This is a genomic window from Bacillus nakamurai, from assembly GCF_001584325.1.
Lineage (GTDB): Bacteria > Bacillota > Bacilli > Bacillales > Bacillaceae > Bacillus > Bacillus nakamurai.
In genome coordinates, this window is sequence record NZ_LSAZ01000041.1 from 333943 (window position 1) to 348929 (window position 14987).

General features: G+C 49.3%; 1 protein-coding gene. It reads left to right on the plus strand.

Going from position 1 to position 14987, the window contains the following annotated elements; all coding sequences use genetic code 11:
* The first annotated feature begins 28 nt into the window (after nucleotides 1-28).
* A complete protein-coding gene (locus tag AXI59_RS16805) occupies nucleotides 29-14986 on the plus strand; it encodes a non-ribosomal peptide synthetase (protein WP_061528774.1) in 14958 nt (4985 codons plus the stop codon).
* Nucleotide 14987: the final 1 nt, after the last annotated feature.

The window sequence follows — 14987 nt, forward strand, 5'->3', positions numbered from 1 at the left end:
TACATACAGATGAAATGGAGGCAGCTCTATGAAAAGGGATATGAATGAAAGCGGGTTACTCAAACCATCTGTCAGCTATGGAAAACCATTGCGGCTCTCAGCGGATCAGCCGATGACGATTCCTGAAGTTCTGCATAAAACCGCCGCGGCAGTGGGAGACACGAAGGGAATCACCTATATCCAGCCTGACGGCACTGAAGTATATCAGACGTACAGCGGTCTGAGAAAAATCGCTCTTTCAATTGTAAAAGGGCTCCGTCAATCAGGAGTGAAAGCTGCAGATGAAGTGATTTTGCAGCTCAGCGACAATTCTCAGCTCATCCCCGCTTTTTGGGGCTGTGTTTTAGCGGGCGCCATTCCGGTGCCGCTTGCAGCCGCACCGGCTTATACGGAAATGAACAGCGGCACTCAAAAACTGAAAGACGCCTGGACGCTTTTAAATGAGCCATTTGTAATCACAAGCCGGGAGATGCTAGCAGAAATGACAGAATGGGCGAAGGAGCAGGAACTTGCCGGGTTCTGTGCTTTAGCCGCAGAAGACCTGTCAGCGGCAGATATGGAAACAGACTGGCACCATCCCCGTCCGGAAGATTTGGCGATGCTGCTGTTAACCTCAGGGAGCACGGGCACGCCGAAAGCCGTTATGCTCAGCCATGAAAACATCGTGTGCATGGTGAAAGGAAATATTCAAATGCAGGGCTATACAAGTGAAGATATCACGTTTAACTGGATGCCTTTTGATCATGTCGGCGGGATCGGAATGCTCCATCTTCGCGATGTTTACCTTGGGTGTAAAGAAATCAACATACCGAGTGAGTCTATTTTGATGGACCCTTTGAAATGGCTCGATTTGATTGATCATTACCGCGCTTCCGTTACGTGGGCGCCCAATTTTGCTTTCGGTCTGCTCGCCGACTTTGCAGAAGACATTCAAGCACGGAATTGGGACTTATCCTCAATGCGTTATATGCTGAACGGCGGCGAGGCCGCAGTTGCAAAAGTCGGGCGCAGAATCATGGAGCTGCTTGAGCCGCACGGTCTGCCCGCTAATGCGATCAGGCCCGCATGGGGAATGTCTGAAACATCTTCAGGCGTGATTTTCTCTGACGAGTTTACGCGGGCAAACACGAGCGACGAGGATCGTTTCGTCGAAATCGGGCTTCCGATTCCCGGATTTAACATGAGGATTGCAGATGAGCGGAATCAAGTGGTGGAAGAAGGGGAAATCGGCCGGTTTCAAGTGTCGGGTCTGACTGTTACGAGCGGCTACTATGAGCGTCCTGATTTAAATGAGAGTGTCTTCACAGAAGACGGCTGGTTTGAAACGGGAGATCTCGGCTTCTTGCGTGAAGGCCGGCTGACGATAACGGGCCGCACAAAAGATGCGATCATCATTAACGGTGTGAATTTCTACAGCCATGCGATTGAATCGGCCGTTGAGGAATTACCGGAAATTGAAACGTCATTTACAGCCGCATGCGCCGTCCGGCCGAATCAAAGCACGACAGACAAGCTGGCGATTTTCTTTGTCACGTCCGTTCAATTGGATGACAGCCGCACGGCCAAGCTGCTCCAAACCATTCATCAGCATGTGACACAGAAAGTCGGCGTCACACCGGACTATTTATTGCCGGTGGCAAAAGAAGACATTCCAAAAACGGCGATCGGAAAAATCCAGCGCACCCAGCTGAAAACGTCTTTCGAACAAGGACAGTTTGATTCTTTACATAAAAAAAGACTGGGTGCGGACATCTCTGAAACTCCTGCTGCGGAAAAAGTGATCAAAAATGAATTTATCCGCTTTTTGAAAGATGAACTTGAAATATCAGATGAACTTATCGACGCAGATACTCCGTTTCAAAGCCTTGGAGTAAACTCCATAAAAATGATGAGACTCGCCAGATCAATCGAAAAAACGTATCACATCAGGCTTACGGCGAGGGAGCTGCACAAGCATCCGACCATTGGCGCTTTAGCTGCCTATACAGCTGAAAAAACGCCTGATCAGCTCATCCCGGTTCAGTCTGCACCTTCTGCGGTAACAGAGAAAAAGCAAACGGCGCTTCCTCTATCTGAGGTTCAAAAAGGGCTGTGGACACTGCAAAAAATGTCGCCTGAATCATCTGGTTATCATGTTCCGCTCTGTTTCCGATTTACATCAGTAATAGACAAAGAGAAACTAAAGCAGGCTTTTCAGCTTGTATTAGAACAGCATCCGATGTTAAAGCGTGTTGTGAAAGAAGCGGACGGCGATTTTTATTTAGTGGAAGCAGCGTATTCTGTCGATTTAACGGAGGAAGACATTTCCGAAGTAAGAGAATCAGATATACCCGCTTTGATCAGAAAAAAAGTGAAAGAGCCGTTCGTAAAGGAATCCGGCCCGTTGCTTCGCATACAGCTGTTTTCAAAGTCGGATACGGAGCATTTCTTACTGGCGGTGATCCATCATATCATCTTTGACGGCGTTTCTTCCATTACATTTATTCATAGTCTGCTTGATCACTATGAGGCGCTGCTGCAAGGGAAAGAAAATGATCAATCTGTTTCCGCTGTCACGCACTATGATTTTGCGGCATGGGAAAAGCGGTACTTAGCGGGCGAAGAAAGCAAAGCCTCCCGTTCCTACTGGAAAGAACAGCTCGGAGGAACTTTGCCGGATCTTCAGCTTCCGTCAATCCGTACAAGCCGAACGGCACCAGAGTTTGCGGAAGATACGTATACACGCCGCCTTCCGGATCGGCTGCTGCAAGGATTGACATCATTTGCTAATGCTTATTCAACGAATCTGTCAACCGTTTTTCTGAGCTGCTATATGGTGCTGTTAAGCAAATATACGGATAAGGAAGACATTGTGGTAGGAATGCCTGCCATGGTCAGACCGGAAGAGCGTTTTGACTCGGTAATCGGCCATTTTCTCAACATGCTTCCGATCCGAAACAAAGTGAATCGAAAAGAGCCGTTCGCACAGTTTGTTAAGAAGGTGCAGGATTCCGTACTTGACGGGCTGGATCACTCGTTTTATCCGTTTCCGAAAATGGTGCGGGATATCAATGTGAAGCCGCAGCAAATCGGATCGCCTATTTTCACCACGGCCTTTTTCTATCAAAACTTCCTGCAACATTCAAGCTATCAATCTATGCTCGATCAATATGAGGAATTTTCTTGCGAATTTGTCAAAGACATTCACCAAGAAGGGGAGTACGACCTTGTATTTGAATTGTGGGAAGAAGAATCGGGTATGGATCTCACGTTGAAATACAGCACCGAGCTATTTGATGAAGCCGGTGTCTCCAGGCTTTTTGACCAATTTGTCCATACAGCTGAATCATTGACGGGGCAGGCGGATCTGCCGCTGGAGGATATTTCCCCGCTGCCGAAAGAAGTAGAGGATCTGATCCTTCATACGTGGAATGAGACAAGCCGCGAGTATCCCGATGTATGCTTCCATGAACTGTTTGAACGGCAGGCGGCAAAAACGCCGGACGCCTGTGCGGTCGTGTATGAAACGGACACACTGACGTACCGCGAGCTTGATGAGAAGAGTACGAAGCTGGCGCTCTTTTTACAGGCACACGGCGCAGGGCCTGACGGTCTAATCGGCATTTATACAGATCGTTCATTGGAAATGGCTGTCGGTCTTCTCGGCATATTAAAAGCCGGAGGGGCATACGTGCCGCTTGACCCTTCATATCCAGCAGACCGATTGGAATATATGATCGCCGACAGCGGGATTACGATGGCGATGACGACAGCTGATTTACAGGATTCATTGAACTGGAGCAGCGTTCAGGCCGTAGCGGTCGATCGCGATTGGCATGAAATAGAGCGGACGGCAGCAGAAAGAACGGCGCTGAAACGCTTAGTGACGCCTGATGATTTGGCATATGTGATTTACACGTCAGGCAGCACGGGTAAGCCAAAAGGCGTGATGATCCCGCACAGGGCGCTGACAAACTTTTTGACATCCATGGTACAAGAGCCGGGTCTTTCGTCAGAAGATAAGCTGCTTGCCGTGACGACGTATTGCTTTGATATCTCAGCTTTAGAGCTGTATCTTCCTTTAATCAAAGGAGCAGAGTGCAATATTTGCAAAACAGAATATACAAAAGACGCCAAGAAGCTGAAAGAGCTGATAAAGGAGTATAAACCGACGATCATGCAGGCGACTCCGTTCACGTGGAAAATGCTCTTTCATTCCGGCTGGACAAATGAAGAACAAATCAAAATTCTTTGCGGCGGCGAAGCGCTTTCCGAACAATTGAAGCAGCAATTTCTGAATACCGGCAGTGAGGCTTGGAATATGTTCGGTCCGACGGAGACGACGATCTGGTCCGCGGTTCAGCTCATCACTGAAAAACAAAGCGCACTTACGATCGGCCGCCCGATCGCCAACACCCGGATTTATATATTGGATTCTCATCTTAAGCCTGTTCCTCCAGGGGTGGCCGGAGAGCTCTGCATTGCAGGAGACGGACTGGCAAGAGGCTATTTCAATAAGCCGGACCTATCGGATAAAGCCTTCGTTAAACATGAATTGGTGCGTGATTCAAAGCTTTACAAAACTGGAGATATGGCGCGCTGGCTTCCCGACGGCCGTATCGAATATATGGGACGGATGGACAGCCAAGTGAAAATCCGCGGCTATCGGATTGAACTCGGAGATATCGAGAGTAAGCTGAATGCCCATCCGGACGTGCAGGAGAGCGTGGTTGTGGTCAACAGTCATACCGGAAATGAAAGGCTGGCGGCTTATTATATCGCGCAAAACGGGGAATCGCTTCTTTCAGCGAAGGAATTGCGGAATTATTTGAAAAAAGCGCTGCCTGCTTATATGGTGCCTGCTTATTTTATCCGCCTTGAAGAGCTTCCGCTCACGCCAAACGGGAAAGTAGACCGCAAGCGGCTTGCGCAGCGTGACGTGACTGAAAAATCGGCAGAAACGAAAGCTTTCTCTTCATCAGAAATTCAGCATACAGTGCTTGCGATTTGGCAGGATGTACTGAACAACGGTGAAATTGAGCCTGATGACCGCTTTTTTGACGCTGGCGGAGATTCGCTTCTTGCCGTCACCGCGGCTGATCGGATTACACAGGAACTGCATTGTGAATTCAGCGTGACAGAGCTGTTTGAATACGCGACGGTTAAAGAAATCAGCCGACATTTAGCGGATCAAAAACCAAAAGAAGCGGTTCTCTCAGCTGTACCGCACAAGAAAACGCGGTCGGATTCCCGGAAAAACCCATCTCGTGATCTTCCTGATTATTATGAGGACAGTGTCGCGGTTATCGGCATTTCCTGTGAGTTTCCGGGAGCAGAAAATCATTTTGAGTTTTGGAATAACCTCAAAGAAGGCAAGGAAAGCATCGCATTTTTTACGAAAGAGGAGCTTCGCCGTTTCGGCGTTTCAGAAGAACATGCTGATCATCCCGGATTCGTCGCTGCGAAATCAGCTTTAGACGGAAAAGAGATGTTTGATCCCGGTTTCTTCGGCTTTTCACCAAAAGATGCCGAATTTATGGACCCGCAGCTGAGAATGCTTTTGCTTCATTCTTGGAAAGCGATTGAGGATGCGGGCTATATCTCAAAAGAAATTTCTGAAACAAGCGTCTATATGTCGGCAAGCAATAATTCTTACCGCAGTCTATTGCCGGAGGAAACGACGGGACAGTTAGAAACGCCTGATGGTTATGTGTCATGGGTGCTTGCCCAAAGCGGTACGATTCCGACGATGATTTCTCATAAACTTGGGCTGAAAGGGCCAAGTTATTTCGTTCATGCCAACTGCTCGTCTTCCTTAATCGGCCTGCATTCGGCATACAAAAGCTTACAATCCGGCGAATCAAAGTATGCGCTTGTCGGCGGTGCGACCCTTCATACCGAATCAAATGCCGGGTACGTGCATCAGCCGGGACTGAATTTCTCAAGTGACGGCCATATTAAGGCGTTTGATGCGTCTGCTGACGGAATGATGGGCGGTGAAGGAGCGGCTGTCGTGCTGTTGAAAAATGCTGCGGACGCCGTAACGGATGGAGACCATATTTATGCGCTATTGCGCGGAATCGGCGTCAATAATGACGGTGCCGACAAGGTTGGTTTTTACGCTCCGAGCGTCAAAGGACAGGCTGACGTCATTCAGAAGGTCATCGATCAAACAGGCATCAATCCTGAAACCGTCAGTTATGTTGAAGCCCACGGCACAGGCACGAAACTCGGCGATCCGATTGAGCTGTCCGCGCTGCGGTCGGTATACGGACAATATACGGATAAAAAACAATACTGCGGAATCGGTTCGGTAAAAACAAACGTCGGCCATTTGGACACGGCGGCAGGAATGGCCGGATGTATCAAGGTTGTGATGAGCTTATATCACCAAGAGCTTGCACCAAGCATCAATTACAAAGAGCCGAACCCGAACCTTGATATAGAAAACTCTCCATTTTACGTCGTGGAGGAAAAGAAAGCATTAAGCCGGGAGATCAAAACACACCGCATGGCGTTAAGCTCGTTCGGTCTCGGCGGAACAAACACGCATGCAATTTTTGAACAATATCAGGCCTCATCCCGGCAGGAAGACTGGTCGGGTCCGTTCATTATTCCGATGTCAGCCAGAAAGAAAGAGCGCCTCAAAGATTATGCAAGGCAGCTGTTAGCTTTCTTACAAACGAAGGAAATGACGGACGCTGTTCTCGCTGATGCCGCCTACACATTCCAAATCGGAAGGGAAGCGATGGAGCAGCGGGCGGCCTTTATCACAAGCGGGATTGCGGAGCTGAAGCAGCAGCTTGGCGACTTTATTAACGATAAGCCGTCTGTTAAAGGCTGCTTCAAGGGAGAAAAACAGCAGGCGAAAGACATGGCATGGCTTTCTGATGATGATGACAGCGCGGAACTCATTGAGAAATGGCTGGCGAAAGGAAAAGGAAACAAGCTGGCTGAGATGTGGAGTAAAGGCGTCGATATCAATTGGCATAAGCTCTATAAAGATAAACGTCCGAATCGGATAAGCATGCCGGTATATCCTTTTGCGAAGGAACCGTACTGGCCGAAAAAAACAGCGCGGAAAACATCTGCCGAACAAAACGGAATCTCAGCGTTACACCCGCTCGTGCATCAAAATACATCTGATTTGTCCCAGCAGCGATTCAGTTCACTGTTTACAGGCTCAGAATTTTTCTTGACAGATCATGTGGTCAGAGAAAAAGCGGTGCTTCCGGGAGCGGCGTATTTGGAAATGGCACATGAAGCCGTAAAACGGGCGCTGGGCGGTTTATTGGAAGATGATGACAGAATTACGCTCCACCATACAGTGTGGATGAAACCGATTGTTGTCCATGAACAACAGCGACAAGTGCATATTGCACTGTTTCCTGAAGAAGACGGAATCATCTCATACGACATATACAGTGTAAATGAAACCGAAGAAGTGCTGCACAGCCAAGGCCGTGTGGAAATCATCAAAGCTGATAAACAGCCGGAGGCAGATCTTTCTGCCTTACAGAGCAGATGTTCAGCAGACAGGCTTGACCCGGCTGCATTTTATGAAGAAGGCAGAAGCAGGGGAATGTTCCACGGCAAGGCCTTTCAAGGCATTGAAACAGCCTATATCGGAGAAAAAGAAGTGCTGGCCAGGTTACATCTTCCGGCCTCCGTTTCTGACACGGGCGGGCAATATACGCTGCACCCGAGCATGATGGATTCAGCCGTCCAGACGGCGACAATCTGCATTATGCAGGAGTTTGCCGGGCAGAAGCTGATTTTGCCGTTTGTGCTTGAACATCTTGAAGTTGTGAAACGGTGCACGCCGAAAATGTGGGCGCATGCCCGTTTTAGTGAAGGATACCAAAGCGGAGACCCTGTTCAGAAAGCAGATATTGACCTGTTTGACGAAACAGGGGCGATTTGCGTCAAGGTGAGAGGTTTTTCAACCAGAGTGCTTGAGGGTGATGCGGAAACCGTTCAAACATCCTCTGCCTCTGAAAAAATCATGTTTGAGCCTGTTTGGAAAGAAGCCGAGCCGTCTCAGGCATCAGACTCACACGCTGATGAGCATTTGGTCATTCTTTGTGAAGAAGCCCGTCATGCAAATGGCGATATTGCTTCCGGCCTGAAAGAAGCCGGCTTACTGATGCTGGATGGTGCGGGCGGAACAGCCGCTGAGCGCTTCCAAACGTACGCGCAAACAATCGCTGAGCGGATTCAGCAGATGATGGGCGAAAAACGAAAAGGGCGCATTCTGATTCAAACCGTTATGTCCGCTGACGGCAGCCAGCAATTGTTTGCCGGCTTGTCAGGCCTCTTAAAAACAGCCGAATTGGAATACGGAAAACTGACGTGCCAGCTTATTGAAATATCAGCGATAGAAGAAATGCCCGCTATAGCCCAAAAGCTGAAAAACGACAGCCAAAGACCTCAAGATAAACATATTCGTTACAAAGGAGAAAAACGATATGTGAAGGCTTGGAAAGAAATGCCGACGGCGCTTGAAACCGACGCCGTATGGAAAGACGAAGGAGTGTATTTGATTACCGGAGGCGCCGGAAGCTTAGGTCTTATGTTCGCAAAAGAAATCACAGATCGTGTGAAACAGCCGAGCCTCATTCTGACCGGACGCTCAGATGTAACCGAAGCAAAGCAGCATGAGATCAGCATGCTTCAAACTGCGGGCGCGAATGTCGTGTATAAAAAGCTGGATGCTGCTGACCAGAAGGCAAACGAAGCGCTCATTCAAGAGATAATGGCTGATTTCGGGAAGCTGAACGGAATCATTCACGGTGCGGGAGTCATAAAAGACCGTTTCCTGATCCAAAAAACGAGTCAGGAATTTCAAGAGGTGCTGGCTCCTAAAGTATTGGGCGCTGCTTATTTAGATGAAGCAAGCAAAGACTGCAAGCTCGACTTTTTTGTTCTCTTCTCCTCTGTTTCCGGAAGCCTCGGCAATATCGGCCAGGCGGATTACGCCGCCGGCAATGCGTTTATGGATGCATATGCCGCTTACAGAGATTCATTGGCAGCCGTCAACTTGCGGCACGGGAAAACGATTTCCTTCAACTGGCCGCTGTGGAAAGAAGGCGGAATGCAGGCCGGGGCTGAGACTGAACAGATGATGCTCAAAACCTTCGGAATGGTTCCGCTTCAAAAGGAGACCGGCTTAGCCGCATTTTATGAAGGAATGGCTCACACAAAGCCGCATCTTGTTGCAGCAGAAGGGATTGCGGCAAAATTGAAACAGACATTCCTAGCCGTTTCTGAACCTGAAACGGCAGAAGAGAAACATACGGCTGCATCGGCCGTTTCAGAAAGCAAATGGCATGACTCGCTGACCCAAATGGTAAGTTCGATTTTAAAAGTCAGCCGTGAGGACATTGATATTGATACCGAGCTGAGTGAATACGGTTTTGATTCAGTCTCGTTTACCGTCTTTACAAATCAATTAAATGAAGCGCATCAGCTGGAGCTTGCGCCGACGATTTTCTTTGAATACGGGACCATCCGCAGCTTAGCAGAATATTTGACGGATGAAGTGAAAGCAGAGCTTTCTCCTGCGTCAATAGAGCCGGAACACGCCAAACCTCATCAAGCGCTTCATACCTCTTTGACAGGCATGGTAAGCGAGATTTTAAAAGTTGACCGCGAGGACATTGATGCTGATACCGAGCTGAGTGAATACGGTTTTGATTCAGTCTCCTTCACCGTCTTTACAAACCGGATTAATGAAACGCATCAGCTGGAGCTTGCGCCGACGATCTTCTTTGAATACGGAACGATCAACAGCCTGGCCGGACATTTGGCGAAAGAGTATCACGGCCGATTTGCCGAGACGAAGCCGAAAGAGGTTTCAGTAGAAGAGCACTCAAAATCCCGAAAGCCGAAAGAGGCAAGAAGAAAACGTTTCGCATCGGTTAGTACCGCCAAGGCAGAAACACCGAAGCAAACGAAACCTCGTTTTGAACCGGTTGCCATTGTCGGCATCAGCGGCAGATTCCCTGGTGCGAAGGATGTTGATGAATTTTGGAGCAATCTGAAAGAAGGAAAAGACTGCATCACAACGATTCCGAAAGACCGCTGGGATTGGGAGGCGTTTGATGGCGACCCGAATCTTGAAGAAAATAAAACGGATATCAAGTGGGGCGGATTTATTGACGGCATCGCCGAGTTTGACCCGCTGTTCTTTGGCATTTCACCGCGGGAAGCTCAGTATTTGGACCCGCAGCAGCGGTTATTACTGACCTTTGCCTGGCGGGCGATAGAAGATGCGGGATGTAAGCCGGAGAGCCTTTCCGGCACAAATACGGGTGTCTTTATCGGGACGGGAAATACCGGATATAAAGATTTATTCACAAGAGCCGGACTGCCTCTGGAAGGCCATGCGGCGACAGGCAGCATGATTCCTTCAGTAGGGCCGAACCGATTAAGCTATTTATTAAATCTTCACGGTCCGAGCGAGCCAGTTGAAACGGCATGCTCAAGCTCGCTTGTGGCAATCCACCGCGCGGTTTCCGCTATGCAAAACGGAGAGTGTGACATGGCGATTGCCGGCGGGATCAACACCATTTTGACCGAGGAAGCGCACATCAGCTACAGCAAAGCAGGCATGCTCAGTAAAGACGGCAAATGCAAAACGTTCTCTAAAGACGCCAACGGATATGTCAGAGGAGAAGGCGCCGGGATTATTATGCTGAAAAAACTGGCTGATGCTGAACGGGACGGCAATCCGATTTACGGTATTATCCGCGGTACGGCGGAAAATCACGGAGGCCGGGCCAACACATTAACCTCGCCGAATCCGAAACAGCAGGCTGATTTATTGGTGAATGCCTACCGGAAAGCGGAAGTTGATCCGAGCACCGTCACTTATATTGAAGCGCACGGAACGGGAACCGAATTGGGCGATCCGATTGAAATAAACGGTTTAAAGGCGGCGTTTCAAAAGCTGTCAGAAACAAATGAAAAGCCTGAAGCAGCCAATCATCGATGCGGCATCGGCTCAGTCAAAAGCAATATCGGCCACTTAGAGCTTGCTGCGGGAATTTCAGGTGTTGTGAAAGTGCTTTTGCAAATGAAGCATAAAACATTGGTCAAGAGCCTGCATTCCGAAACGATCAATCCTTATATCCAGCTGAAAGACAGTCCTTTCTATATCGTGCAGGAAAATCAGGAGTGGAAGGCTTTAGCAGACAAAAACGGAAAAATCATTCCGCGCCGTGCCGGGGTCAGCTCGTTCGGTATCGGCGGCGTCAACGCCCATATTGTCATTGAAGAGTATATACCGGAAGAAGCGGCTGATTCTGAACAAAAAGCAAGCCCGGACAATCCGGCGATTATCCTCCTGTCTGCCAAATCAAAAGCAAAACTTCACGAACAGGCGGTACAGCTGCTGGAGGAGATTCACAAAAAACCATACACCGATATGGATTTGGCCGCTATCGCTTATACGCTGCAAACCGGAAGGGACGAAATGGAAGAACGCTTGGCATTTCTCGCAGCAACGATGTCGGAGCTGGAAACGAAGCTGCATGCTTTCACGGAGAATCAAAAAGATGCTCAAGGGCTTTACACCGGACAGTCTCGCAATAAAGAGACGTTTGCCCTGTTTACGGCTGATGAAGATATGGACATCGTCATCGATGCCTGGATCAGAAAAAGAAAATACGCCAAGCTGGCAGAGGTATGGGTAAAAGGCGGCGTGATCAATTGGAACCGTCTGTATGAAGACAACAGGCCGCGTTTGATCAGTCTTCCGTCCTATCCGTTCGCAAAAGACACGTACTGGCTGCCTGAACATAACAGAAAGCAAAAGTCTCATAAAGAGAAACGGTCAAAGAATATGCTGACGAAACAATGGGAGCTGAGTCCCGCGGAATATCGGGAACCAAGCACACATCCAGTCGCGATTTTGGCAGGCCGGGAAACAATGAATCTGGCAGAAGAAGTTTCAGCGCATTTTCCGAATCACCGGATTATCGGCACGGCAGAACTGTCTGCTGAATATGATTGGAAAAGCTTTGACGGAGTCATCGATCTTCTCGGCGCAGTGAAAGAAGACCATGGAGACATCATGGGAGTGGAGTGGCTCCAAAAGCTGATTGAGCATGGCCGTAAAGACGGCATTACGCTGCTTTGCGTAACGAAAGAGTTGGAGTCGTTAGGAAAAGGAACTACTCAAATAACAGGGGCAGGACGGGCCGGCCTGTACCGGATGCTTGCATGCGAGTACAGCCACCTCGTATCGAGACATCTCGATCTTGAAGCGTCTCTGGAGAGTTCACGGCTTGCGAAACAAATCGCGGATGAATTTAATGCCAGCTCTGATGAAGCCGAGATTTGCCGGAGGGACGGCATGAGGTACCGCGCCGTATTAAAAGCCTCTGAAAATCAGGATTTACATGAAGAGCGGACGGATTTTCCTGAAGATCATGTGCTTTTCATTACCGGCGGCACACGGGGAATCGGACTGTTATGCGCCCGTCATTTTACCGAGCATTACGGAGTGAAAAAGCTCGTGCTCACAGGCCGTGAAACGCTCCCGCCGCGAAAAGAGTGGACGGGTGGCTTGAAAGGGGCCCCGGCTTCTGTAAGAGAGAAAATTCAAGCCGTGCTCGAATTAGAAGCAAAAGGCGTAAAAGTACACGTATTGTCCGTCCCGTTAGCGGATGAAGCAGTCTTGAAACAAGAGCTGAATCATATTAAACAGACGCTCGGACCGATCGGAGGCGTCATCCATTGTGCGGGTGTAACCGATAAAGAAACGCTGGCGTTTATCAGAAAAACCGATGAAGATATACACCGCGTGCTTGAACCGAAAATAGACGGGCTTCGGGCGTTATACAACGTGTTTAGCGGCGAGCCGCTGAAGTTTTTCGTTTTGTTTTCATCCGTTTCAGCGGCAATTCCGGCGCTTTCGGCAGGACAAGCTGATTATGCCATGGCGAATGCGTATATGGATTACTTTGCGAATGCATTCCAAGAGCATTCTCCGATTGTCAGTATCCAATGGCCGAACTGGAAAGAAACCGGGATGGGCGAAGTGACGAACAAAGCATACAAAGACAGCGGCTTGTACAGCATTACGAATGCAGAAGGATTACAGCTTTTAGATGGCATTTTAGCCCGGTCAATCCGGGGAGCGGTACTGCCGGCCGTTTCAAATCCAGAGCATTGGAAACCGGAACAATTCATGCGGCGCAGCAAACAGGTTATGCACGAAAAGAGTCCGGCGGATCAAAAACCGGCTGGGAAAATCGCCGATCCGGCCGAAAATCACGACCTATTAGCGAAGAAAACAGAAGCTTGGCTGACGGAGTTATTTTCTGAAGAGCTTCGGATTGATCAAGATCAGCTTGAGACAGACGTATTATTCCAAGATTACGGTGTGGATTCCATCATTCTCGCCCAGCTCTTGCAGCGGATTAACCGGAGCCTTGAAGCGTCGCTGGACCCGTCGATTCTTTATGAATACCCGACGATTCAAAGCTTTGCCGTCTGGCTTATTGAAGGCTATGCTGAGCCATTGTCAGGCATGTTTGAGATGGAGGCGCCGGAGCCTGCTTCTAAAGCACAGGCTGAGCCGGCAGGTGAAAAACCAGCTGCTGTATGGCAAGAGGAGCCGTTTGACGGAGGACCGCACGGTGAGGATATTGCGGTAGTCGGCATGTCGTGCCGCTTTCCGGGGGCAGACACCTTAGAGGCGTATTGGTCGCTTCTTGCGGAAGGCCGTTCGTCAATCCGTCCTGTTCCGCAGGAGCGCTGGGACTCAGAGACGCCTTATTACGCAGGAGTGCTTGACGGCATTCATGAGTTTGATCCTGAATTCTTTTTACTTCCTGAAGAGGATGTAAAGGCGATGGACCCGCAAGCTTTGGCTGCGTTAGAAGAGTGCCTGAACCTGTGGTATCACGCAGGATATACACCGGAGGAAGTAAAAGGTGAGCCGATCGGCGTTTACCTCGGCGGACGAAGCCGTCATAAACCGGGTGAAGAGAATCTCTTAGATGCGAAAAATCCGATTGTAGCAGTGGGCCAAAATTATTTGGCGGCTAACCTGTCTCAATATTTTGATATGCGCGGTCCGAGTCTTGTGCTGGATACGGCTTGTTCCTCTGCTTTAGTCGGCATGAATATGGCCGTTCAAGCCCTTTTAACCGGAGAAATTAAAGCAGCCGTCGTGGGCGGCGTGAGCCTGTTTGAGTCTGAAGAAACCCATAAACTGTTTGACCAGCGCGGCATATTAAGCGAAGCTTCTTCCTTCCATGTTTTTGATGAACGTGCCGATGGAGTCGTGCTTGGCGAGGGCGTCGGAATGGTTCTGTTAAAAACGGTGAAGCAGGCGCTTAAGGACGGGGATTCCATTTATGCCGTAGTGAAGGCGGCTTCCGTCAATAACGACGGAAGAACGGCAGGACCGGCTACGCCAAGCCTGGAGGCGCAAAAAGCCGTCATGAAGGCGGCTCTCGCTAAAAGCGGCAAACAGCCGGAAGATATCAGTTATATCGAAGCAAACGGTTCCGGTACGGTCGTTACCGATCTTTTAGAACTGAAAGCCATTCAATCAGTCTATCGGCCTCAAGACGCCGGTCCGCTCGGAATCGGCTCTGTGAAGCCGAATATCGGGCACCCGCTTTGCGCGGAAGGCATTGCAAGCTTCATTAAAGTCGTTCTCATGCTGAAAGAGCGCAGCTTCGTGCCGTTTTTATCCGGCGAACAAGAAAATGCACATTTTGATAGAGAAAAGGCCAATATCATGTTCAGCCGTGCTCTGACGGAGTGGCCGTCATCCCTTCCGGCAGCAGGGGTAAACTGCTTTGCCGACGGCGGAACGAATGCCCACGTCATTATTGAAGCGTGGCAGGAAGACGGAGAACGCAAAGTCAAGCGCCGCCCTTTGACGCCGCCTGTATTAAAAAAGCGGCTGATTTCGCCGGACAGCCGTGAGAAAACAAATGAGAAAACTGCGGCAAACATCTGGGATACCTATGAAGTGGAGGTTTAAT

Coding starts and splice junctions, on each gene's coding strand:
- AXI59_RS16805 (WP_061528774.1), top strand. CDS start 29: ATGAAAAGGGATATGAATGAAAGCGGGTTACTCAAACCATCTGTCAGC.